This is a genomic window from Pirellulaceae bacterium, assembly GCA_029243025.1.
Lineage (GTDB): Bacteria > Planctomycetota > Planctomycetia > Pirellulales > Pirellulaceae.
Genome location: JAQWSU010000045.1, coordinates 161,850 through 186,630 on the forward strand (window position 1 = coordinate 161,850; position 24,781 = coordinate 186,630).

A 24,781-nucleotide genomic window follows, 5' to 3' on the forward strand; every position below is an offset into this window, starting at 1 on the left:
TCTCCTCGCTGGGCTCAAACGATCGGTATCGATGGGATTTTGCTCACCATTTTTTTCTCAATCGCAAGTCGGTGTGAAGTGCGACAAAACAATTTTGTTTTGTCGACCATGGCGTGCCACTCATCTAAAATGCGAATTGGACGGTGTGGTTGCGATTTCCCATATTGCGACAGCGAGACACGTGTTTCTCGTTACGGTCTGCTCGTATCACTTTTTGTAAGGCGCATGAAGGTGTTAAGAAATCACGGTTTGATTGGCTGGTGGATCGTTGTCGTGTTCCTCGTTTTAAATGGTCTGGCATGGCCTGCAAATGCTGGCGACATTTCCAAGTTACCCGTACTCAATCGGGCTGGCATTTCACCTCCAACGTCTGACTATTTACTTGATGGTCGTTTTGCCCAAGCCGCCGTTTATCAGGATCCAACGGCGAAGACATTGATTTTGGACAATGGTTTGATTCAACGCAGTTGGCGACTTCAACCCAACGGGGCGTGCGTTGCTTTCGATAATCTCATGACTGGCCAATCGATGTTACGCTCGGTACGACCAGAAGCGCGGGTCACAATCGACGGCGTTCGCTTCGATGTGGGAGGGCTGATTGGCCAGCCCAACCATGCTTATCTGACCCCCGACTGGTTGGAGACAATGTCTCGTGATCAGGCAGCTCTCCAGTTCATTGATTTCGAAGTGAGTCAGCCGATCGAACGACTGAAGTGGGGGCGCACGCGTCATGCGCAAGCGGAGGCAAACTGGCCGCCGAAGGGGATTCACCTGCGACTGGACTTTGCTGTCGGAGATTCGCCGTCAAGGACGGCTACCAAAGCAACGGACTTCGTCGTTTCAGTGCATTACGAAATGTACGATGGCATTCCAGTGATAACCAAATGGATATCGATTCAGAACAACACAAAACAAACGATCACATTGGATCGATTTACCGCCGAGGAATTGGCGATCGTCGAGTATGCCAATTGGGTCGAGACACGTGGAAACGTTGACCTACCGACACCCGATGTCATGCACGTCGAGACAGATTTCGCCTTCGGGGGATTTAATTACGAGAATGCAAATCGCCACGTAGTTCATTGGCGTGCCGACCCGCTTTTTTCGACGCAAGTGAATTACACTCGTGAGACGCCTTGTCTACTCGTGGTGGAGCCAACTTATGGCCCAGCCCAGGAGATACAGGCGGGAAATCGCTTCGAAAGTTTCCATCTATTTGAGTTGATATATGACAGTTCAGATCGGGAACGCCGAGGGCTCGCCTTACGACGCATGTATCGGACACTGGCCCCCTGGGTCACGGAAAACCCCATCACCCACCACCTCATCAATTCGAATCCCGATGTGGTTCGCCGAGCGATTGACCAAGCAGCCGAAGTCGGATTTGAAGCAGTGATCATGTCGTTTGGAAGTGGATTCAACATGGAAAGTACCGATCCGGACTACCTCAGCCAGTGGAAAGAGACAGCAGAATATGCTCAACAAAAGGGCGTTGAACTGGGAAGCTACTCCTTGTTTTCTTCACGGCGAATCGGTGGTGGCAACGACATTGTCAGCCCGGCCGGTCAAAAGCCAACTCACAATCATTGCCCAGCAGCCACATCGGAATGGGGTCGCGATTATTACGCCAAACTTCAAGCTTTTTATGAGTTCACGGGTTTCGATCAATTCGAGAATGACGGCCCCTATCCGGGCGATGTGGACGTAACCCCCAGACCCCCCTATCAAAAGGGAGAACAAGATTCCCGTTGGGCTCAATGGAAAATCGTCGTCGGGCTTTACCAGCAGTTACGCGCACAAGGCGTCTATATCAACGCACCCGACTACTACTATCTGTCTGGTTCCAACAAATGTGGTATGGGCTACCGGGAAGTAAATTGGTCGCTGCCTCGTGAACACCAAGTGATTCACACTCGACAAAACATCTATGACGGAACATGGACGAAGACCCCCAGCATGGGATGGATGTTTGTGCCACTGAGCCAATATCACGGCGGCGGTGCGGCTGCAACCACCGAGCCCCTCAGCGAACACCTTGATCACTACGAACGATTGTTGCGATCGAATCTTGGCATGGGAGTCCAAGCTCATTACCGCGGACCTCGGCTTTATGATACGCCTGCTACGCGAGATCGGGTGAAACAGGTTGTCGACTGGTTTAAATCACATCGAGAAATCCTCGAGTCCGACCTCATTCACGGTCGGCGAGCTGACGGTCGTGATCTGGACTGGGTGCTGCACGTAAACCCGCAACTTTCTCAGGAAAAGGGAATGCTATGTGTCTACAACCCACTCCAAGCAGAGCTAGCGCGAAAACTTCGCGTTAATCTCTACTACACTGGACTCAGCGATGCGATCGAAGTGAGGCACGAAGGCCGAGCTCCCGAACGAAGAGAGCTGGAACGAGATTACAGCTTGGAACTTGAGGTAAAAGTTCCCGCCAGTGGAATGACTTGGTACCAGTTTGGCCCCAGCACAAAAAACAACTGATCGTTGGTTCCAACGAGATTAAGAAGTCATGGTCGATCAAGGCTGCGTGATGACGTACTTGAGGATCTTGACCACCTGCTCCGGTTCACGAGCCGTCGCACAGGCAGCCGCATCCACTTCTTTCAACGCATGATCAAGGGTCAGATCGTGCAATGTAATTAACGGCTTACCCAACGCCGATGCATAACCGGCATCGAACGCCGCATTCCATTGTCGATACTTTTCACCAAACCGCACAACGACGACATCGGCATGTCGAATTAATGTTTGGGTTCGTATTGCGTTGATGCCGGCACCACGACGGTCTTTCCAAAATGGGTCCGATTCGGTTCCCAGAATCCCGACACCGCAGTCGTCACTGGCTGAATGATCCGTCACAGCTGACATAAGTTCGATCGGCAGACCAGCCGCCTGGACGCCCTCCGCAATTCGATCTCGCCAGGACGTGTGAATTTCACCTGATAAAAAAAGGTTCCATTGCATAGAATCGCCAACTCCACTCATGTGCTACGAAAGGCCTGATGAGAAACCGCCAAAATCATTAATCGTCGTTCTGAAAGCGTGCGATCACTGCACAACCGCAGGAATCACTCCAAACGTTCACACAAGTGCGAGCCATGTCCAGAATTCGATCTACCGCGATAATTAATCCTTGTGCTTCGGTTGGCAAACCAACAGCCTGCAAAATAATGACCATCATCACCAAGCCTGCGTGAGGTATACCGGCAGCTCCGATGCTCGCAAGTAAGGCAGTAAAAGCAACGATAACTTGTTGCGTCACGGAAAGGTCAACACCGGGTGTGAGGTTCGCGATAAACAATACGGCCACAACCTCATACAACGCTGTGCCGTCCATGTTGACCGTTGCACCGAGTGGTAAAACGAATGAGCTGACGCGATTACTGACACCTGCTCGACGCTCAACACTCGTCAGCGTCAACGGTAATGTCGCATTACTTGATGCCGAACTAAAAGCAGTCAGCAACGCCGGACTCATCGCCTTGGCAAATTGCCACGGGTTTTGCTTAGCCACAAATTTGAGGATCAGTGGTAAAGTTACGATCGCATGGATCGCCAAGGCGCAGGCCACCGTCAGCATGTACATCCCCAATTGACTAAAGATGCTCAGTCCCTGTGTGGCTGCCGCGTAAAACATCAAGCAGAGCACTCCGAACGGTGCCAGCTTGATCACCGCCATCGTCATTTTCATCATGACTTCAAAGCCGGCCTGTGCGATTTCCCCAACGGTTTGGTAAGCTTTTCCGCCCACCAGCACGGCACAAATCGAGAAAGCCAGCGTAAAGGCAATGATGCCAAGGAATTGGCCGTCCGTCACCGCTTTGGCCGGGTTCGGAGGAATCATATTTTCCAGTTGCTCAAACAGGACGGTGGGTAGCTTCTTACCTTGTTCGGGTGCCGCCACTTCATTGCTGGCCGCCATCGCATCCGGACTGTGGTCGACACCCGGCTGAATAATATTGACCAGTAACAGCCCCGTGAGGATGGCGAGCAGACTCGTGCAAACGTAGTACGCCAAGGTACGACTAAACATCTTGCCCAAGCGGTCAGCACTTCCCAGACCCAATACGCCAGTGCTCAGCGAAAAAATGATCAGCGGCACCGAAACCATCTTCAGCATCCGCAGGAAAAGATCGCCTGCCAATTTCAGCCGATCTCCACAAACTCGTGCCTGGGATCGTCCAAAGCGAAGAAACAACGCGTAAGCCGCCGGATCGGCCTTCTTGAGTTCTCCCAGGCTGGGGCGGATGATTTCAACCGTCTTGTCGACAGCCGGATTCGCAGCAGGCCACTGAGGCAGCCCCTCAAGTCGTTTACCGATGGGCTTTTGCAGATCCGCCTTGTCAAGGGCTCCCACAAAAATGCGTTGCTCGGTTCGCCTTCCGCTCTGGTCAAGTATGACTTGCATGAAGATTCGATCGGGACGATCGTGCGACCAGAAGGTTCCCTGAGACAGCTTGACGGCGGAAGAGTAGCCGTAAGGTTGTACCTCGCCGGCAGGAAACTTCACGGGTGTTGGCAGCACTCGATCACCGACTGAAAAGTTCATCGCCAAACCACCCACGGCTCCAACGATCATCGCAATAAGAATCTGCCAATGAAGTGCAATACGAGACATCTTTACTCCTGCCGAGAATGCTGTGACAAAATCGGTTTCCGCGACGATTCTAACAGCGCACCAGGACGATCGACGAGATCAGATCGGATGCTTTTCAGCCGATCTTGGCTAGATCTCATTGACCGGATCGCCCCTTGCCGCATCCCTTCGGTCAGAAAAGCCAGTTCGATAAACAGCTACTCTGAAAACAAACTGAGTATCCCCATCATTGCCAATCCTGCCTCAAAAGCTGCTCAGCATGCTGATTGCAGGCCGGAAAACCCAGAGTTTTTTCGTCACTCAAAATCGCTATGAGCGGCATTTACCGGGAGCCACTCGGCAAGCGTCAGAGCGTCACAATCCAGCCAGAACAACCCCATGCGGGTGATTGCGTGAGAGCGGCTCGCAACGAACCATCAGGAGTCGCCCCCGAGTGCGGATTTCCCGAGTGCGGATTTCCCTGAACGACAATCTAATTCGAGGGAAATATAGCAGTCGGCTTGGCGGCTTCTCGTCGTCGCAGGGCTGTCTTGACCTGTTGTCGCTTCAACCAGCCAACTTTTGTTCCCGATAGTTCCAAACGGGTGAGCGTCGGCAGACGGGAAACAAGCGAAAGGATTTGATTCGTCACAGGAGTCTGGCTCAAATTCAAACTACTCATCCGCGAAAAAACGTGCAACCGTTCCACGGCACTGTCCGAGAGCTGGCTCCCCGCCAAATCCAGATGCTGCAAATTATCGAGCACCTGTTGATGGTTGAGCATGTGAGTGATCAGGTCGTCAGCAGCATCAGATCGGTGAAGCGTAATGGACTCAACTGTTTCCGTCAAAGACGCAAAGTCCCCCAGAGATTGTTCCAGCCAACCCAACGTGGTCGTTCGTACTTCGCCGCCAAATGACTCGATTTTTTCCACGACGGCGTCCTGGGCGATTGATTTCTCCACCATCGCCGCGATCCAATTCCGACGATCTCCTTGATAATCGATGTACTCTTTTGCCGCATCATAAGCTTCACGCAAAGCATGAAAGTCTGCCACGCTCCCACCTCGATCCGGATGGGCAAGGCGAGACTTGGCGAGGTAAGCCTGCTTAACATCATCGTGTGCGTAAGGCGGAAGCAATCCGAGTTGGATCATAAAGGCCGGGCGGGACTCCGTTTTCGTGGGCTGCGGTTTCATGATGAACAATCTCCCGATCGGCAAATCGGCTAAGCCTGTATTTCTGCAACATGGTGAAGTGGCCACAACCATTTAAGCAGCCAATACGATCAAAGCAACTCACAACCCCGACAGTGCGAGCCCCCTATTTGTGATTAGATTTTATGACAAGAGCAAGACCTAATTCGCTCAATCGCGTTGATTCAGTTTAATCAACATCCATTCTTTGTCTGTCGTTGATAGCAAAAATGTCTTCGCCGATATTTTTTTCGCCGGTATTTTTTTCGCCTCGGGAAGTACGTCGCCGCCCGCCCTGCTGCAAACTGGCTCATGAGCCACACAAAACGACAATCGGTTCATGTTTCAAACAACCCAGTGATGCGATTCGCGCTCCTAACGTTTCCGCAACTGAATCATTTCTCGGAAAACCTGTATTTGGCGATCTCGTCGGTCCGACTTGAGTTTTCGCCGTCGGATGGCTCGGTAGACTTTTCGACGAGTCCACCAATCAATGCGGGTCCGGCGCAAATTCAATTCAATTAACGCCGGAAAGGATCGTACAATCCCCAGCGAATCCTTTGTAATCGCAGTCCGACTCAGGTCGAGTCGAGTGAGTCGAGTGAGAACACGAAGTCGTTGGACATGAGCGTCATCCAAGAGACAGCCCGTCAGACTTAAATGTTCTAGACTCTGCAGCAACTCTTTGTGTTCGGCAATTAAATGGACCGTCTGATTTCCTGCTTTTGAATTGACCAATGAAATCACAGAAATTGACTCCATCAAAGTCGCAAAGTCACCAAGTGACCGTTCCAGTGACGGCGATGAGCTGATCGAAATCTCGGCTCCAACGACTCGCAGTTGCTCTATCAGCTGATCCTGACGGATCGAGCGTTCGACCATTGTTGCAATCCAGTGGCGGCGGTCGCCACGATACTTGACGTACTCTTTGGCAGCGACGTACGCATCCTGCAACGCCAGAAAATCGGTTGTACTGCCACCGTGATCCGGATGAACTGAGTGGGCTTTTGTCAAATAAGCCTGCTTGACATCTTCCAAAGCATAAGGAGGTAGCAGATCAAGCAAAGCCATGCAGTCGGGGCGGGGTTGTGACATGGTTTCGAATTAACGTTAAGACACAGATGTTTTTCAAGGTGACCACAAATAAAAACAGGACACAGCTCACCTCCCTGAATTTTCGACCGGTAGAAATCGAAACCCACTCCTGTTGATTAAAGCTTCGTTTAAGCAATCCTCCGTTCACAGGAACGATCGAACCCTTTACCAATTTGCGACACGGTAGTCCTTTAAGAACTTCCCCCAAAGGTGTTCACCGCTATTGAGACCATCAAAGATTGGATCACAGATTCTCGCCGCTGCATCTTCATGATCCAAGGGAGTATGGAATCTTAATTCTTTCTGCTTGCGTTCCGCGATTTCCAAAGGATCCTCATCGGTGATCCAACCGGTATCGACACTGTTCATGTGGATGCCATCTTTGACATAATCCAAAGCGGAAGTCCGTGTCATCATGTTCAAGGCTGCTTTGGCCATGTTGGTATGCGGGTGTGTATCCCGTTTGAAGGCGCGATAAAACACACCTTCCATGGCGGAAACGTTGACAATGTGCTTGTCTCGACTTGGCTTTCTCAGCATCAGTGGCTTAAGCCTTGCGTTCAAGATAAACGGTGCCACGGAATTAACCAGATGAACTTCCAGCAATTCGACGGTGGGGACTTGGGCAAGCTTCAACCGCCAACTGTTGATTAAACGACGATCGATCTGTTGATCATCGATGTCATACCGACCTTTTGGAAATGTTTCCGCATTGCAATTTGAGTCGTCAGGAACGAGTGGTATTTGAGTAAGTTCGGCAGCCGATTGAATTCCCGCCAGGCTACTGACGACTTCAGCCGGCAATCCGGGTGCCCCTGAAAGCGTTTTACGTTTCGTTGCCGCCAAGGCCAAGTGGGATTGCAACGCTCCTTGCGCCTCGGCGGGCAGGGTATCCAATTCTCGTTCCCCTTGCATCAAATGAGCGTAAAATCCCGGTGGGCGTCGGACCGTTTGACAGGCGTTGTTCAGAATGAAATCGAGTTGCGGCAAGCTGTTCGCCAAATGATCGGCAAATGCCTCAACGCTGGGTGAGTGTCGTAGATCAAGACCGTGAAGTTGAAGTCGATCAAACCAATCCGAACTATCCTTAACCGCCAAAAATCTCTGAGCCGCATCTCGCGGAAAACGAGTGCTTACCAAAACGTTCGCGCCAGCGCGAAGTAGCTTGAGAGCCACATGGAACCCGATCTTGACACGGCCGCCTGTTAAAAGTGCATAACGGCTTTTTAAGTCCGCCGTTTGATTTCGCTTTTGCCAATTAAATTCCGCACAGGCAGGGCACATCGAGTCATAAAAGAAATGGACATCGTTAAAATCCTGCTTGCAAATGTAGCAGTTGCGTGCAACGCTGAGCCGTGCTTCTGATGAATCAGCCTGCGGTGAATCGTCGCTGGGGTCCGATATGGGCATCGGATGTGGTGGCGCCGAACCTTTGAGCTGCAACCGCGTTTGCTGACGAATTCCTGTTTTGCTCAGCAGGGACTCGTCCGCCTTGCGACGCTGCTCGAGATGGGTCCGCTGTTGTTGCCGCCGCGCCTGGTTCAACCGCCGGCGCGCTGAACGGCCCGGATGCGCGATCCGCCCCGCCGCACGTTGCAAACGACGACGATCATCGTCTGAAAGATTGAGCTGCAAATGCGGGTCGTTAGCCAATTGCTCCAGTTGATCAATCGCTTTACGCAGCTGATCGCTATCGTCACTGGTAAGCCCGGATCGCTTCACTTCAGATTCCAATGCGTATCTCCTCGTCTGGCCAGATTTGGTCAGCAGGTTATATCACGCCGAATCCGGTGGGCACACGCCGAGTCCCGCAGATCAGCAACAGATTTCTAATCGGCTTGGCTCGGATGATCGTGCCAACCGGCGCACTGCAGCGGCCCCAGGCCCCATTTTTGTCGTCCGAACCAAGCTCAAAACTATCGAAAAACCGGCGAGTTATCGCGTAAGCGACTGGCAGCAACTGCTGGGATCCTGGGCAATCTCTGATCGCTCATCGGTGAATCGTACCGCTTCGAAGGCGTCAAACAGCATCCCCGCAGTCGAATCCGTAATGTCACTCGATTCGGCCCCTTATCCGGCACAAGAATTGCGGCTCAAACCTCCCGTCCGGAATCCGACCCGTTGTCAAATGGGGAGAACTGACGGTTCACTGGTAAAGATCAAATTCCTTTCGAATGAAAAACAAACCCGCATGAAACGTGACCATCTCGAATTTCTGTGCGATGTGGGCGAGCTCAGCGCCTTGCTGACAGGCAGCTCAGACGTTCGCTCACTCCTGGATCGGATCGTGCGTTTGGCCGCACAACACCTCCAGGCACACGTCTGTTCGATCTATGTCTATGAGGAATTGAGCGATGAGTTGGTGTTGCGAGCAACTGTCGGCCTTCAATCGCACTCCGCGAATGAAGTGCGTCTTCACTGCGGAGAAGGCCTTGTCGGACAAGTCTTGGAATCTGGCAGTCCCATCCTGGACAACCATGCCAGCAACAATCCGCACTATAAATTCATACCCGGAATTGGTGAAGAACGTTATGACTCATTTTTGGCTGTACCGCTTTTGAAAGGTGCAGATAAGATTGGCGTGCTGACCGTCCAACGCGAGGAAAAAAACTATTTTGAGGACGATGATCTGAGTGCATTGCGTGTTGTCGCTCGCCAGCTCGTGGGCTGTATTGAAAATGCCCAGGCGTTGATGGTTTTACCCCAGCTAAAACCGGTTTCCAGCGTCCCACTCCCTCCAAAATCGTTCTTGGTCCGTGGCCAGGTGACATCGATGGGTTCAGGTGCCGGCCCCGCACGTGTCTTACGCACGACTCAGTCGCTTTCAAAGCGGCTAAGTGAATTAGATACGAAGATCACAATCGACCAGTTTCGCGCTGCGGTCAACAAAACGATCGCTCAAATCGAAGCGTTGCAATTGCGTGTCGCAAAACGCTTGCCGGAAGCAGTTTCGTTGATCTTTTCTGCCCATCTACTGATGCTGAAGGACAAAGCGTTTATCAACAAAATCACTCAATTGATCGAAGGTGGCAGTCCGGTTGGGCTGGCAATTTTTCACGTCGCTCAGTCTTATATCGATCTATTTTCTGCCAGTAAACCAGTGCACATCCGAGAGAAGGCTCAGGACGTCGAAGATTTGGCCGTCCGATTGGCAAATAATCTGACGGGAACCCATTCTGTAGCGAGTAGTATTGAACGCCAAGAGGTTGTGATCGCGAACAATGTGTTTCCTTCCGATCTTGTCCTGTTATCACTTGAGGAACTAGCTGGAATTGTCTTAGTCGGGGGAGGAGCCACATCGCACGTTTCGATCCTGGCACGATCTCTAAGACTACCATTGTTCATTGCGGACGCTCCGGAACTGATGGCTGTCATCGATGGTACCCCGATGATGTTGGATGGTCACACGGGGAACATCTACGTTTCGCCTCGCGAGGATATCGTCGAGCAATTTGAGCAGCAAAAAAAGATGATGGCTGCGGCCCAACAAGGTCTCCAACGTCCCCGAGGTATCACACGAACCAGCGACGGAACTCGCATTCGTCTGCAGGCAAACATCAATCTGCTGAGTGAATTGCCCGTTGCTCGCGAGGTAAACGCCGAGGGCATTGGACTCTATCGCACGGAGTTCCCCTTCATGATTCGCAACAGTTTCCCAGACGAGGAAGAACAGCATCTTGTCTATCGACAACTTGTGCGGGGAATGGATGGCAAATCGATCACATTCCGCACATTGGACGTAGGGGGTGACAAAACACTGAGCTATTATGAGCATCGTGAAGAGAATCCTGAACTCGGCTTGAGAGCGATTCGATTCTCTTTGCATCATCAGGAACTTTTCGAACAGCAGGTACGAGCAATCCTTCGTGCAGGTGCTGAAATTTCACATTTGCGGATCATGTTCCCGATGATCTCCTCACTCGACGAATTCCGACAGTCACGAGCAATCGTCGAGAATTGCAAACGGCAATTGCAAGCGGATCGCATTCCTTATCATCACGATCCGGAAATTGGCATGATGGTGGAATTACCGGCAGTCCTAGAAACTGCAGACGAATTCTCGCGTGAAGCTGATTTCTTTTCCATCGGTTCCAACGATTTCATTCAGTACATGCTCGCCGCAGATCGTGGCAACAAACAGGTTGCCCATTACTACTGCGCCCATCATCCGGCTGTTTTAAGAGCGATTGCCCGTTTCGTTCGAGTCGCACACCAACACAATCGAGCTGTCTCAGTATGTGGTGAAATGGCACAACAAACCCATTACATCCCTTTCCTCTTAGGAGTGGGCATACGCGACTTGAGCGTCTCACCTCACCGAGTTGGCGAATTACACAAGTTCATCCAGTCGACCGACATCGTGGTTGCAGAACGTCAGGCGAAAAGATTACTTTCAGAGGCAACCATTGCTGGCGTGGAACAGTGGCTTGAGTTGACGGCCGACTTTTCATCAACTGATGCGTTGCCGATCGATGCTCCCGCTTCATGATAAAGAAGACGGAAACGTCATCGGAGGATGGTCTCCCTTGACCCGAGGAGAGCTGGAATGATTAACGGATTCCTAATCGACATGGATGGAGTGATTCACCGAGAAAATCAGCTAATACCCGCCGCAGATCGGTTCATCCGCACGTTGCTGGCAAAGCGAATTCCCTTCCTCTTCTTGACGAAGAACCGTCCAAGGACTCGTCGAGACGTCGCGATGAAGCTGAGACACATGGGGATCGGTGTGGATGATCGTCACGTTTTCACCTGTGCCATGGCAACACTCGGTTCCTCGCCAAGCAAAAACCATCAGGAACGGCATTGGTGATCGGCGATGGTGTTCTGCTTAACGCCCTGCACGAAAAGGGCGATGCCATCGTTGACAGCCAACCTGATTACTTCGTCGGCGAGGGGCGAACCATTAATTTGGAGATGCTCGAGGCAGCAACGCAAATGATTTTGAACGGCGCCCGTCTAATTGCTACCAATCTCGACTCAAGCTGTCCAACCAAAGACGGCCGAACGCGCCCCAGTTGCGGGGCAACGGTCGCCTATTTTGAAAAAGCAACGGGAGCAAAGGCATTGAGCCTGGGAAAACCCAGTCCGGTTATGATGCGGGTCGCACGTAAACAACCGGGCCTTTCAACCTCTCAGACAGTCATGATTGGCGACACGATGTCGACCGACCTTCTGGGAGGTGTGCAATTGGGATATCGGACCGTGCTGGTGCTGTCGGGCGGTACACAAGTTGACGACGTCACTCGTTATGCCTACTCCCCAGACGTCATCGTCAACTCGATCGCTGACCTCTGTAATACGGAAGAAATTGCAGATCAACTCCCCGCCCCTAACCCGGATGATGACAGTCATGACCTGGATCGTTGGCGTGCTCTACAAGCTTAATACTCCATAAGCCGCTTCAGCCGTGCGTTGCCGACGCGTTCATTATTGTGTCGGCTGAGAGTTCTGTTTGGACTCAGCATTGCCGCTCATTCGGCACAAAATAAAACTCGTACTGTTCGCCTAACAATCGACGCGTGATATGCACGATCTCCTGGGTATGCCCCTGAAAATGCGCTACCGAATGAAGGATTGCCCGGCTGCCCGAGACCTGAAAATCTTGAATGGTTCTCACACGGACCAAATCATCCTCACTGACTTGACTTAGGATCTCGCAGGCGCGGGCCACTGTGTCGTCAATCTGCTTCATCAAATCAGTGCCAGACTCAGAACCTCGAGCATCAAACTCTGCTTGGCGTTTGCGAAGATCAAGCTCGCAACCAACGCCCGCAATGATCCACTGACGAACGTTACCCGAGAGATGCAGCAGCAAATTTGCGATGCTATTCATCGAATCGTCGCACCGCCACCATAGTTGCTCTTCGTTCAATTGACTGACGCAATTTCGGATCCGGCGCATCGCCTCACAAAGCTCACTGTTTGCAGCCTGCGTCAAGGAGAATTGGAGAGATGATTCGGACATCGTGGTTTTACTCTTTTCGATGAAAAGCTAAGAGTCAGGTCGCGGAGTCACCAGTCGCCCTACATCGACAACGCTTATTGTTGAGTTACGTCGGTGGCGGCGGATCGATAGGGCGATCCTTGTCGGTAAAGCCGCCATCTCGCTTCAATCTGACCCGCCAAATTGTAATGCGTTTGTCTCTTTGCTAGTTCGACCGCCCTTTGAGCAACTTGGCTCGCCTGATCATAATCGCCGTTCTCTGCTAGGCTGGCAGCCCAAGTATCCAACGCCGCCGGGTGACGACCTTGTGTGATCTCGGCTGCCGTTTTGGCCAAACGGAGCGCCTGATCCCCATCACGAATCGTGTCATCAGGACAGGTTGCCAACAACCAGGCCAGATTATTCATCGCGGGCAAATTGTCAGGGCTGATCTTCATTGCTGCAACATAGTAGCGACAAGCTACTTCGTATTCACCGCGTCCCTCATACCACTGTCCTAGCATCATTTCGGGGCCAACGGTCTGGGGTTCAATCCGTCGGGCCATCCTGAAATGTTGTGTCGCCAACTCTTTGGATCCTTGTTTGAAATGAGCGACACCTAAGCGAACAACCAGGTCGAGAATTGTTGATTTTGAATACAAGGATTGAGTTCGCTGTACAAGTTCACTGGCTTCGTTGAGGAAACCGGCTTCAATCAGCTCTAACACCAGGGCTGCTGTTTTTAACGTTCGCTGCTCGCCGGCCCAGCGTCCCGCAAACGGCACGGATGATTCTCGTCGCTGCTCCGGCCTATCCTGCAAACGCTGAAGATCTATTTTCAGGCGATTCGGTGACAAAGGTCCACGATAAATGGCTGCCAGGCGATTATTTTTGTCAATCAAAAAACTAGTCGGTACTGGCAGGGGCTGATGCAGGCCAAAAAGAAAGTTGTTGACCAACTGAAGCTTGGCACTGGTCTCGGCGGTTGCCTCACCGAACGAGTAGGGAAACGACAGCTGCTGGAGGATATCTTTGGCTACAGCTGCATCTGCCGCCTCCTCCGGAGAGAGGCGATCGACACACAAAGCCAGAATCTTGAGTCCAGAGTCTTCCCATTCCTGCTGTCGGGCGGACAGTTCGGTCAATTCGGCAACACAGGGTTGGCACCAGCTTGCCCACAGGACGAGCAGCACCGGCGAGCCGCGAAAGAACTCCATACTTGATCGTTGCCCGGTCGAATCCACATAATCGAGTGACGGCATGTGAGGCTTAACGAAGGAAGTAACCGACAGACCTGCGATCGAATTAACTTTTGCAATCGGTACGTGAGCCAGGTTGACTTGACGGTCGCTGTTCACCTGCCTGGCCTGGGCCTCGCCTTCCACCAATTGATAGCGTTGGCTAACCGGCAGATCGGAGTATTCGCTCACCCAACCGGAAGGCCACGTCACGCGGACGTCGCATCGCCGCAGATCAGCTCCTACGCCGATCGTGATCCATTTGCTGGACTGAGTCAAATAGCCATCGCCGGCTCGCACGGTCCGCGTCAAGATTGGCTCGGCAGCTGGCGTTGCGATTAATTCCAACCGCGCACCAATCGCATCGCGATTCGACTTTCGGCCTAACAATCGAAAGGCAATCCAACGATTGTCGCTGCTGCTCGCAAGGTCGTTACGCAAGAAACGAACTTGAGGAGCATTCCGATTCGAGACCCATAAATCAAGATCTCCATCCGCGTCCCAATCCACCCGTCCCACTGCCCGGGCATCGTCTGGAAAATCAATACCGCTGACGGCTGCCACATTCGAAAACTTTGAATCGCCCGTGTTAAGGAAAACACAATTCCGCTCGTTGCCACTAAAAGAAAGACCTCGTTGAACCAAACGGATCATCCGCATGGCAGGATCCGCATGCCTACCGCTGGCAATGGCTCCGGAGCTAATGGGTCCCCCTTCTTCTTGCGACAGTACCTGCCGCCAAAAGAAACTTCACAAGTCAGTTGAGTCAGCAGCCGTGATGTAGCCATTCGCTACAATTAAGTCTTCCCAGCCATCATTGTTGAAGTCGGTAAAAACGGAACTCCATGCCCAACGACCCATTTGGGCTCCCGCGCGCTGACTGATATCGACAAACTGGCCTGTCTTATTTTGCAGAAACAGAGAATTACCTTTCGCCATCCGACGGTAAACGGACCGTTGAGCCGGATCGGCATGCGGCTGAAATGAATCCTGCTGAGTAACCCGACTACCGGCCGATGAAAACATGTTGCCAACGTAAAGGTCCATCCGACCATCGCGATTGACATCCCCCCAACTGACCGACATACCGAATCCCGTATCGGCCAAGCCGAATTCTTGCGTCACATCGGTGAAGTATCCTTGCTCGTTCCGATAAAGATAGTTACGTCCGTAATCGTTGGCGACGTAGAGATCCTGATCGCCGTCTCGATCAAAATCCTCCCAAGCGCAGGCTAACGAATAACGATTGCCTCCATCACCCAGTCCGCACTCTCGGGTTACATCTGAAAAACTCCACTTACCCGCCTCAATCCGATTTTGAAATAGGTAATTCATGCCACCACGGGTCGCATTGTGAAAGACAAAGTCCCCGCTTCGATTTGGTTGCGACGGTCGATAAACACAAACAAACAGATCGAGGTCACCATCTTGGTCGAAATCTGCTGCCGATAGCGATTGAGTATCGCAAGGCTGTTCGCCCAACTGTTGTTCAAGCTTGTAGTTGCCCGATGAGTCGTTTGACATCAGCAGTAAACCGCCCGAGGTGGCAATGGCAAGATCTTGGTCACCGTCATTGTCGAGATCAACGAATAGGGCGCTGCTGGTTTGGTCCAACCAGTCAACTCCCGCCGCTTCAGAGCAATCTTGCACCGTTCCATCCGCCTGTTGAATCAACAGGCGATTTGGAAGTCCTGGGCCTTGGCAACGGTACAGATCTTCCAAACCATCGCCGTTGGCGTCGCCAATCGCCAATCCAGTTCGAACAGAATCGTCCATCCCGTGAGCTCGTTCGACACGCTGTATCCAATGATTCAGCCCAAACGAAAGCTGCTCTGTGTAAGCTGCATCGGCTCCGATAACAGCTTGCGTGCAGTCCGCAAAAAAAGTGGCTCGATTCGCCTGGGTTGGGTGACCTCTCACCAATTGATATTGAACCTGCTCAAAATCATCACATCGGATCGATCGCAGCTTCATTTCAGATTCCGTAACCGAAGTCCAATCACAAGTGAGGCGCCCCGTTTGTTGACAGGAACGCTCACTTCCGACCGCATCCGCCTGAAAGAGAGCAACCGTCTGCAACCTTTCTTCATCGACCTCGATGATTTTTATCGCAACCCGGATCGCACCGATTTGCAGTAACGGTTCTAAGAACGCCCGAACGTTCTCGGTAACGGGTAACCGCTCAGTCGAATCTCCTGATTGCCGCCAGATTTGCAGTTGGTCATCCTGATAAAGTTTGCTTAACAAAGGGAGCAACGCCGGCATTTGATCCGTCGCAAAAAATGGTTGTCGTGATGAAACAGTTTTCCCAACCGTAAACAGATCATCTAACCGATGCTTGGCTCGGTCAGCAAATGCTTCCGATTCCCAACCATCCTGATCCGGATCGAGCAAATTAGCGTCGTCTTCCTTCCGCGCGGAAATGTGGCTGAACGTCACCTGAGTTAAGTCACCCGAACCCTCATCGACTTGTTCAACCATTGAAACATCAGGCCTCGGGCTTTGCGTCGGCCGAGCTGGCTCAGTCCGTTGACAACCGACCCAAAGAGCCAGCAACAGAACCGAAAAATGGACTCGTACGATCGTTCGATCGATCGCCATCACCTGCCCCGACAGACTGGTTTTTTCAGGATATCGCTCGCGCTCTGTCAATCCACGGCGCAAAAACATGTTTTCCGATTCCCGGGCAAAGAAAAAAATTGATCACATATGACAATTGTGTTAAACCAGACATTCTAGTCGACGGCAGTCGCGAGATGGGAAGTTGTCGCAAAGTAACATTGATGAACCTCGCATTGCCATTCATTTCCTTGTGTTTCACAGTCGTGAGGTTGTTCCAATGAAGTGCACTTACCTGTTTGTCTTCTCTCTTATCATGTTTTCACCGGTCGCAATAAAAGCCGCTGAAATCTCTTGGTCACCAGCCTTTGAAATTGAAACCGATGCTGACATCGATGTCTCAAAGCCAATTGTTCGTGCCGTTAACGTCGTTTCCCCGGGTGATGTCGACGAAATTGAAGTCGAATTCCCCGGTGATATCACTGTCGAATTCGAGCCGGAACATACGTTTGAATTCAACCTCGAGTTTGATGAAGGAATTGGTAGTGGTTCGGTGACGGGAACCGGAAACTACTACACCGTCGACGGCCTGACGACGGAGAACGATGAACTCGATGCGATTTTTGACAATCACGGTTGGGTCGGTGGTGGCCCTGAGGGTGGCGCAATTGCAGTTCTCGAATTACTTGATCTTGAAATTGGCGAGAGCTACCAGATCCAATTGATCGGTGCGGCTGACGATCGCGGGTGTTGCGAATATCGCCAAATGGAAATCTGGAATGACGATCTCGAAACAGTCGACGACGATCTTTGGTTTGGTCGTAGCAACGACTTTGACGAAGACGACGAACGAGGTCCCGGTTCCACGATCGGCACTTTCGTTGCTGATGCAGATAATCAATTGATTTACCTCGTGGGTACAAGCGAGCTCGACGACGGCGCAGGCAACTTGGGCAACGGGGCCGATCCAGGCTTATCAGCCTACGTGCTTTCTTTGGCCGGTCCCACGGGTCCACGTGGCGATTACAACGGAAACGGTGAACTGGACACGGCAGATCTCGACCTGCAATCGCAAGCGATCAAAGACGGCGATCTTGCATTCGACGAGAATGCGGATGGGGTCGTGAACATCGCCGATCGCATTCTCTGGGTGAACGAATTGAAGAACACTTGGATGGGTGATGCTGATCTGAATGGCGTATTCAACAGTTCGGACTTTGTCGTTGTCTTCAGTTCGGCCAAGTACGAAACAGGGCAACCCGCCGTTTGGACGCAAGGTGATTGGGACGGTGATGGAGTCTTCAATTCGAGTGACTTTGTCGCTGCCTTCTCCAACGCTGGCTATGAGACGGGTCCTCGCCCCGGCGGACCTAACCCCGTTGCGTTAGCAGTTCCGGAGCCTTCGAGTGTGGTGATGGTTCTGATCAGTCTCGTCGGACTCATGGGCTCGATTCGACGTCGCCAATCATCCGAGTGAGCAAGAGCTGGAATGAATCATCTCCAGTGAAGAGTCAACATCAAATTCACAGGCATGCTCCGTTCATTCCGAGTAAAGTCTTGTCGGATGACGCTCCAGGGAGCGTGCCTGTTGATTTTACATTTGGCTGGTTGACTCTGCGGGTAACTCGCGAATCAGGCTCGATTCGCGAAGTCTGATCACAAGCTGACAGGCAAGCGATTGAAACGAACTAGCAACGGCCGATTTCAGCTTGAGTTGATCGGCAGGGAGAGTCAGGCATTAGAAGCCCCGGCCCTTTCAAATCGATTGTGATCAAAAGCAGACCTACTCCAATTTAGAGCGTTTCGCTTTCAAACGCGTCACGAGCTCTGTCTGCTCCCGTTGCTGGGCGATTTCAATTGCTCGATCGAGCGTGGCTCGAGCCTGATCAGATTGCTCAGCCGCCTCGTAAGCGGTTGCCAGCGTGTCCAGGATTGAGGCAACGCGATAGTTGGTCAACTTCGCAGCCGCTTCCGCCTGTTGGATTGCCAGTTGTGGGTCGCGCTGACTTGGATCCGGATGGGTGGCCAAGTGCCACGCCATGTTATTCAGGACGGGCACCGCTTTGGGATCCGCTTCTAATGCCTTGCGGTACATTTCCAAGGCCTGTTCCAAATCCCCTTTTTGAGCCAGCAGCGTCCCCAGATAGCCGACGACTTCGGCATAACCCGGTTGCTGAGACAAGTCCGATTGATGAACACGGACATAGTCAGCTGCTTCCTGAGCTGCCTGGTGATCAATCAAGTCGGCAACCATACCAATCGGTACCGAGCGACGGCGACCATCGAACCAGACACCAGGAAACGGCAGGGCGGCTTCCATCAAACCTTTCGGGTCCGCAGACAAAGTGGCAGCGTCAGCTAAGAATCGATCAACGGAAACAGGACCACGATAAATCGCGGCAAGTTCGCCATCAGCGGTAATCAAAAAACTAGCCGGCAGGTCGGTTTGACTCTGACGACCGAAAATCTGTTGACTGGCAAATTGCAATCGCCGAATCGTTTCGGCCGGAGCCGCTCCAGCGATGAACGGAAACTTCAAATCCTGTACGCAGCGTTTTGCATCCGCCAAACTGGTCGGTTCAACGTTTGGCTGCTCAAAGTCATCGAGCGACAGGGCCACCACTTTTACTCCCGCAGCTCTCAACTCATCAGCTCGCGAACTGATCTCTTGTAGTTCTCTAAGACAAGGTGCGCACCAGGACGCCCACAAATTTAACCAGACGGCCTCTCCTTCCCCCTGAACCACCTGCTGGGTCGCACCATCAAATTGCTTAAATGAAAGCGGTGGCAGCGGCAGTCGACTCGACAACAAGATTTGCGCTGAGTCGCTCGTGCCCGGTAGCTCAAGAGCTTTTGAGACCAACTGTTGGCTCAGATCTCGCCGCCGCGCTAGCTGCTTTGGAACCGGGACATCTTGCATGATTTCGTAAAAGAAATCAGCTTTCAAATCGCGAAAAGATTGTGGTTGAGTCGCTCCAGGCCAAAACACGTCCAGCGATTCAATGGCGGGCGCTGTACGAAGATCTGCGGGTGGCGGACCCAGACCAAAGTGAAGCCATTTGGATGATTGCGACAAAAAGCCTTCGCCAGCGTTTAAGGTCTTCACGATCGGACGCTGTCCGGTCATTTTGACTTCGACACGAGCCCCAATCGCATCGCGATTACAGGATTTCCCAATCAGTCGTAAGGCGATGAATCGATTTTCGTTGGTCGACTCATTGCGCATCAGGCGAAGTCGAGGTGCTGTCCGACTCGTCGTGCAAAGATCAACATTGCCATCTTGATCCCAGTCAACGAGCGCATGAGCCCTTGAATCCTCGAGAAAATTCAACCCCGTCAGCGCTGAAACGGTAGCAAAATGAACCTGTGCGGTAGACGAATGATTCGTTCCCAGATTGAGAAAGGCACAATTCCGCTCGTTACCGCTCCAAGACTCGCCATTTTCCAACATTTGATCAAGACGAGATAACTGCTGACGGTAACCACTCTGCGAGCGCTCTGCTTGACGGGCACTCTCAAGATCATGCGGTGAACGCGACACGACCTGTCGCCAAAAGAAGCTTCACAAATCATCTTGGGGACGGTCGCCCGTAATGTAGCCATTGGCCACGATCAGATCTGGCCAACCATTGTTATCGAAGTCAGTGAACAAGGATCCCCAACTCCAACGTCCCATTGTCACTCCCGATAAAACGCTGACATCCTCAAAAGCCCCACCGGCTGAATTGCGAAACAAGGTATTCCCTCGAGCCAAATGCTGATACTTAGCTCGTTTGGTTTTATCCAATTCCGGCTTAAAGTCAGCCATGCGACTAATACGACTGCCCGCAGAAGAAAACATATTGGCAATGTAAACATCTTCCCAACCATCGCGATCAAAGTCACCGCTGGTGGCAGACATACCAAACGCACCATCTTGCATACCCACTTTGAGCGCGACGTCAGTGAATTTCGGCGGATCGCCAGGAATGCCATCATTGCGGTAGAGATTATTGCGACCAAAGTCATTTGCCACGTAAAGATCTTGGTCCCCGTCGTGATCGAAATCAATCCAGATCGCCGCGTAGCTAAAACGATTGTTATTTTGATCAAGACCGGCAGCCAGAGTCGCATTTGACGTTCGCCACTCTCCTTCATTTCGAATGAGGTAATTCGCCCCACCATTCTGTGCATCAAAATACGGAGCGGGAATCGGCAAGGCAAGTGAATCGGCATCGGCCCGATAATAACGACAGGCATAGATATCCAAATCGCCGTCGTGATCGTAGTCGGCGGCTGCCATCGAATACGCATCAACAATCGCAGTGATATTGTTCGCCAGCGTAAAACGGCCGTGACCATCATTCCTCAGAAACAAAACTCCTGATACGGTCGCCAGTACTAAGTCCTGACTGCCATTGTTATCAAAGTCGATCAGCAACGCGCTGCGTGTATTATCGTGAAAATCGACTCCGGCTTCGGCCGAACCATCCACCACCGAACCGTCAGACTGTTGAAGATAAAGTCGGTTTGGAAGACCACCTGGCTGGCAAACGTACAAGTCATCCAGTCCATCCGAATTGATATCGCCAACTGCGAGACCATGGTGTCCCGACTTGTCGATGATGTGATGCCGTTCGATTCGTCTGCGCCAATGGGTATTGTCATAGGCCAACTGTGTTGAAAACGATTTCGAGTTTCGAAATACGGCTGCCGTCATGTCACCGAACCAAGGTTTCGTTCGCTTCAAAAGTACTTCTTCAAAAGCAGCAACCTCAATCTCCAACAGCTCCAATGATTCCTCTGCCTTGGACGGTTTCCAAGTCACATGCCAATGAGCATCAATCTCAACCAATCCTCTATCGCTTTGCCCGTCGATTTCAATATGGGCGCGGGTGACGATCTGGTCGGCTTGTTTTTCGACCTCGTAGACATGAACAGAAAAATGAATTTCCTGATCCGGACTGAACACCTGCCGCAGTTGTGAAAAGGCTCTTTGAAAATCGAATCTCTGTTCATCGCCTAACAAAGATTGATCCTGACGCCAGACGGTGAAATCCTCGCTTCGAAAAATAACCGCAAGGTTTGAGGGCCGAAGTGAAGATGCTGAAAATCGCTCGGTGACCCAAACCGGAACATCGGCGTCCGGTGATTGCAAACATTGCTGGAGAAGCTTCAGTTGCCGAGTCACTGCCGGAACGACAGATTCGTCGGTGAAGCGGATCGCGTCTCCCACCGCTTTTGACGCGTCCGCTGGCGAGGCCGTCGCGGAAACAGCAGATGCTGCCTTCGCGGGCTCTGCCTTCGCGGGCATCCGATCGGTCGGCCGATCCGGCAACGCATGAGGGGATGAGTGGGTTGCTATTTCTTCCGCCGAACGATCACAACCAACCGAGCCAAGACAAACGAGCAACAGCAGGCAAAGCCGCCACTTTTTTTGAGCCGACAAATGATTCACGACTGATTCCAAATAAAGAAAGAACGGCGACGGCACACGGCCGCCGCCTAATTCATACCTCTATTTTACTTGGAATTTCGTCGCAGACGAGCGAATCCGATCAGCGAGATCAGAAGTAAAACCAAGCTACTGGGCTCAGGAACGGCAGCTGCAGCTGCAGCTCGTGGTCCAATTTCATAGCCAGGACCCTTGGGACCACCGGAAAAAGCCGCCACAAAGTCGCTACTATCGAATTCGGCATCGGCGTTCCAGTCGCCCGTTTGCCAAAGGGAATTCCCTGCAATTCCATCTTCATATTCGGCTGCAGCGAATACACTGACAAAATCGGTGCTATCGAAAACAAGGTCAAGATTCGCGTCGCCCAAGTAGGTATTCTTCAACGACTCTACCCAAAACAGGTGATCTGCCGTGTTTACCACGCCGTCTGAATTGACATCAAAAATCTGCCCCGCTCCACCGGTCAAAATTTCCTCCGTCAACGCGTTAATGTCAGCAGCGTCTAGGACACCATCATTGTTAAAGTCACCGGCGACCCCATCGCCTCCCTCCACAAATGCAGCAACACCATCCGTCATGATTGATTGAATCGCTGTTTGTGAAAGCGTTTCATCCCAAACCGAAACATCGTCGATCTGGCCGATAAAGAAGAAATTGGTACCGACGTCATCGCCTACACCAATCAAGAACGGGTTGCTTTCTTCAGGATTTGCTTCGTAACCTTGATTCGAAACAACGTATCCGTCCTCGCCATTAATGTATAGCGTTTTCGTATCACTTTCACCGTCGTAAGTGATCGCCAAATGCTGCCATTCATCAAGCTCCGAGAGATCACCAAGATTACGTCCCCACGATCCTGGTGCGCCACCGCCACCGGTCCAGAAGTCCCACTCCTCACCGGGCGTGTTGTAGAGGATATATCCAGTGATGTATTGACCTTCGTCTCCTGTCGAATGAGACCTGGTTGAGACAACCGTATTCCATCCCGCAGATTCAGCTGGGTTCACCCAGGCAGTTACCGAAAACGCGTCTTCCGGATTGAGTGCTTCATCGTAGGGCACAGCGATACCACCAAAACCTTCGAACGATGCCGCGCCGCCAAACACTCCGTTGCTGCCATACTCAACTTCGGGGTCATCGCCTTCAAAACCAGAGATCGTGTCGATCGAATCTTCATCAAGCGGAAAATGGGCGACAATGTCAGCTCGGAGCAAGCCGTCGGTCGAGATTGCGAGAAGCAATGCAAAGAAGGTTAGAAACGTGGTCTTAATTCTCATTAGTCAACCTCTGATTCGATCTAAAACATTCCATAAAAACAGATACAGACGACACCGGCCATGGTAATCATTCCTGCAAGAATCGCAATAAGATTTCTACTCAATTAGGAACCGGAATGAGCACCGAGCGAGAGAGCGAGAGAGCGAGGAGAAATAAACCGAATCGGATCTCGCATTGTTAAGCAATCTGAACGAATAGAGTTTTCGATCGTTCACTTCGCGAATCATCGTTTAAATTCGTTGCCAACAAATTCAAATAAACGATTCGATAAACCCAAAAAACTTAAATTGCTGATTGATTTACCACCAAAATCACTTACCATTGTCGCTGTAACTAAAAGAGCTATGAGAATTCGTCGGGCATTCCGACGACAATCGCGGAACGCTACTGACGATCGAACAACAATCAGGAACGCAGTCGAAGGACGTCGCCATGGGCGAGGTTTTTTGACTGCGTTCCTTTTTTTGTTGCTCAAGATCGTCCACAACTTTTGTAAACACTTGTGCATACTGGACCACAAACATGAAAAAGCTTTTTGCACTTGCCTTGGCGGCAACCATTTCAATTGGACTTAGTGGAACGACTAACGCTGACCTTGTAGCACACTGGCCACTGAACGATGGCGGGAACGATGTTGCAGGCGGTCACGATGCGGATTTCATCGCCGAATCGGTTACTTTCGATTCACCTGGTAAATTTGGTAACGCCGCATCGTTCGCGGGATCCGGTGGAATTCAGGTTCCCTTCAGTGCGGACCTCAATCCCGAAAGCTTCTCGTTGACGGCTTGGGTCAACCCGGCCGACACTGCGGGTTGGAATTCGGTTGTGACCAGCCGTGAAGACAATGGCTCGACCGTCAATGGTTACATTCTTTACAACACCCCGGAAAACCAATGGGATTTCTGGACCGGTGGCGGTGGCGCACCTGGAACCTGGGGTCGCGACATTGGACCGAACGGTGCACTCGACACATGGAGTCACCTGGCGATTACCTACGACGGATCAACGGACACGAAAATCCTATGGCTCGACGGCGAAAACGCAGCTGAAGTCAGTGGCCAGGGTTATGTGCCCAATGGTTCGACCGATCCAGAATCAGCTCGACCCTTTAACATTGGTGCTGGCGAAGATTTTGGAACCAACTTCTTCTTCAACGGGCTCATTGATGACATTGGACTTTTCAACTCTGCTCTGAGCCAAGGTGAGATTCAGTCGGTCATGGTGAACGGTGTTCCCGAACCCTCCTCTGCCCTCCTCGCAATTGTTGGCATGCTTTCGCTGCTGTCCTTGCGACGCCGAAAAGCATGAGCTGATTAAAAATCCGACCTGTGATTAAACAAACAACAACGCCGTTCGGCACGCATGCCGAACGGCGTTGTTTTATTTCTTGAGCTTGAGCAGGCGAAATGCCTCGTAGCAAGAGGAATCAATGCTCGCAGATTGCTCTGAAAGCGGCACGCAGGAAGTT

Annotated in this window: 15 protein-coding genes and 1 pseudogene; 5 read left to right on the forward strand and 11 right to left on the reverse strand. The window is 51.7% G+C overall.

Annotated elements, in window-relative coordinates; genetic code table 11:
* Window positions 1-231 precede the first annotated feature (231 nt).
* On the forward strand, window positions 232-2,493 hold the full coding sequence (locus tag P8N76_19640) for a hypothetical protein (protein MDG2383896.1): 2,262 nt from the start codon (window positions 232-234) through the stop codon (window positions 2,491-2,493).
* Window positions 2,494-2,529: 36 nt separating this feature from the next.
* On the opposite strand, the gene P8N76_19645 is transcribed toward P8N76_19640, so the two are convergent.
* From P8N76_19645 to P8N76_19665, 5 genes are all read right to left on the reverse strand, one after another.
* Entirely contained in the window at window positions 2,530-2,976 is a 447-nt protein-coding gene (locus P8N76_19645) for a YtoQ family protein (protein ID MDG2383897.1), read from the reverse strand.
* 58 nt (window positions 2,977-3,034) lie between these two features.
* Window positions 3,035-4,630 (reverse strand): dicarboxylate/amino acid:cation symporter, encoded by a 1,596-nt coding sequence (locus P8N76_19650; protein MDG2383898.1) that lies wholly within the window; start codon window positions 4,628-4,630, stop codon window positions 3,035-3,037.
* A 451-nt stretch (window positions 4,631-5,081) separates the two neighbouring features.
* On the reverse strand, window positions 5,082-5,786 hold the full coding sequence (locus P8N76_19655; GenBank protein ID MDG2383899.1) for a hypothetical protein: 705 nt from the start codon (window positions 5,784-5,786) through the stop codon (window positions 5,082-5,084).
* A 372-nt stretch (window positions 5,787-6,158) separates the two neighbouring features.
* Window positions 6,159-6,878, reverse strand: coding sequence for a hypothetical protein (locus P8N76_19660; GenBank protein ID MDG2383900.1), 720 nt, complete (start codon window positions 6,876-6,878; stop codon window positions 6,159-6,161).
* A 165-nt stretch (window positions 6,879-7,043) separates the two neighbouring features.
* Window positions 7,044-8,600, reverse strand: coding sequence for an SDR family oxidoreductase (locus tag P8N76_19665; GenBank protein MDG2383901.1), 1,557 nt, complete (start codon window positions 8,598-8,600; stop codon window positions 7,044-7,046).
* A gap of 469 nt (window positions 8,601-9,069) precedes the next feature.
* Between P8N76_19665 and ptsP the strand changes: the two genes are divergently transcribed.
* Both ptsP and P8N76_19675 read left to right on the forward strand, forming a co-directional pair.
* Entirely contained in the window at window positions 9,070-11,367 is a 2,298-nt protein-coding gene (gene ptsP, locus P8N76_19670) for a phosphoenolpyruvate--protein phosphotransferase (GenBank protein ID MDG2383902.1), read from the forward strand.
* A 57-nt stretch (window positions 11,368-11,424) separates the two neighbouring features.
* A pseudogene (locus tag P8N76_19675) lies at window positions 11,425-12,266 on the forward strand (HAD-IIA family hydrolase).
* Between the two features lie 73 nt (window positions 12,267-12,339).
* Here the strand turns inward: P8N76_19675 and P8N76_19680 are convergent.
* The 3 genes from P8N76_19680 to P8N76_19690 all read right to left on the reverse strand — a co-directional run bounded on the left by P8N76_19680 (window position 12,340) and on the right by P8N76_19690 (window position 16,712).
* A complete protein-coding gene (locus P8N76_19680; GenBank protein MDG2383903.1) occupies window positions 12,340-12,846 on the reverse strand; it encodes a DUF1572 family protein in 507 nt (168 codons plus the stop codon).
* A 74-nt stretch (window positions 12,847-12,920) separates the two neighbouring features.
* Entirely contained in the window at window positions 12,921-14,702 is a 1,782-nt protein-coding gene (locus P8N76_19685; protein ID MDG2383904.1) for a redoxin domain-containing protein, read from the reverse strand.
* Window positions 14,703-14,792: 90 nt separating this feature from the next.
* Window positions 14,793-16,712: a VCBS repeat-containing protein gene (locus P8N76_19690; GenBank protein MDG2383905.1), complete on the reverse strand. Its 1,920-nt coding sequence runs from the start codon at window positions 16,710-16,712 to the stop codon at window positions 14,793-14,795.
* Between the two features lie 94 nt (window positions 16,713-16,806).
* Here P8N76_19690 and P8N76_19695 point away from each other — a divergent pair, with 94 nt between their 5' ends.
* Entirely contained in the window at window positions 16,807-18,078 is a 1,272-nt protein-coding gene (locus P8N76_19695; protein ID MDG2383906.1) for a PEP-CTERM sorting domain-containing protein, read from the forward strand.
* Window positions 18,079-18,384: 306 nt separating this feature from the next.
* Here P8N76_19695 and P8N76_19700 read toward each other — a convergent pair whose 3' ends face one another.
* The 3 genes from P8N76_19700 to P8N76_19710 form a co-directional block, all read right to left on the reverse strand.
* Entirely contained in the window at window positions 18,385-20,142 is a 1,758-nt protein-coding gene (locus P8N76_19700; protein ID MDG2383907.1) for an ASPIC/UnbV domain-containing protein, read from the reverse strand.
* Window positions 20,143-20,163: 21 nt separating this feature from the next.
* Window positions 20,164-22,038, reverse strand: coding sequence for a VCBS repeat-containing protein (locus tag P8N76_19705; protein ID MDG2383908.1), 1,875 nt, complete (start codon window positions 22,036-22,038; stop codon window positions 20,164-20,166).
* A gap of 65 nt (window positions 22,039-22,103) precedes the next feature.
* Complete coding sequence (locus tag P8N76_19710) at window positions 22,104-23,312, reverse strand: PEP-CTERM sorting domain-containing protein (GenBank protein ID MDG2383909.1); 1,209 nt, start codon at window positions 23,310-23,312, stop codon at window positions 22,104-22,106.
* A gap of 523 nt (window positions 23,313-23,835) precedes the next feature.
* Here P8N76_19710 and P8N76_19715 point away from each other — a divergent pair.
* On the forward strand, window positions 23,836-24,621 hold the full coding sequence (locus tag P8N76_19715; protein MDG2383910.1) for a LamG domain-containing protein: 786 nt from the start codon (window positions 23,836-23,838) through the stop codon (window positions 24,619-24,621).
* The last annotated feature ends 160 nt before the right edge of the window (window positions 24,622-24,781 follow it).

What these genes read in the sequence shown, in the direction of transcription:
- P8N76_19660 (MDG2383900.1), bottom strand. Translation starts at nt 6,878, where the DNA reads ATGTCACAACCCCGCCCCGACTGCATGGCTTTGCTTGATCTGCTACCT.
- P8N76_19650 (MDG2383898.1), bottom strand. Translation starts at nt 4,630, where the DNA reads ATGTCTCGTATTGCACTTCATTGGCAGATTCTTATTGCGATGATCGTT.
- P8N76_19710 (MDG2383909.1), bottom strand. Translation starts at nt 23,312, where the DNA reads ATGAGAATTAAGACCACGTTTCTAACCTTCTTTGCATTGCTTCTCGCA.
- ptsP (MDG2383902.1), top strand. Translation starts at nt 9,070, where the DNA reads ATGAAACGTGACCATCTCGAATTTCTGTGCGATGTGGGCGAGCTCAGC.
- P8N76_19655 (MDG2383899.1), bottom strand. Translation starts at nt 5,786, where the DNA reads ATGAAACCGCAGCCCACGAAAACGGAGTCCCGCCCGGCCTTTATGATC.
- P8N76_19645 (MDG2383897.1), bottom strand. Translation starts at nt 2,976, where the DNA reads ATGCAATGGAACCTTTTTTTATCAGGTGAAATTCACACGTCCTGGCGA.
- P8N76_19680 (MDG2383903.1), bottom strand. Translation starts at nt 12,846, where the DNA reads ATGTCCGAATCATCTCTCCAATTCTCCTTGACGCAGGCTGCAAACAGT.
- P8N76_19685 (MDG2383904.1), bottom strand. Translation starts at nt 14,702, where the DNA reads ATGCGGATGATCCGTTTGGTTCAACGAGGTCTTTCTTTTAGTGGCAAC.
- P8N76_19690 (MDG2383905.1), bottom strand. Translation starts at nt 16,712, where the DNA reads ATGTTTTTGCGCCGTGGATTGACAGAGCGCGAGCGATATCCTGAAAAA.
- P8N76_19715 (MDG2383910.1), top strand. Translation starts at nt 23,836, where the DNA reads ATGAAAAAGCTTTTTGCACTTGCCTTGGCGGCAACCATTTCAATTGGA.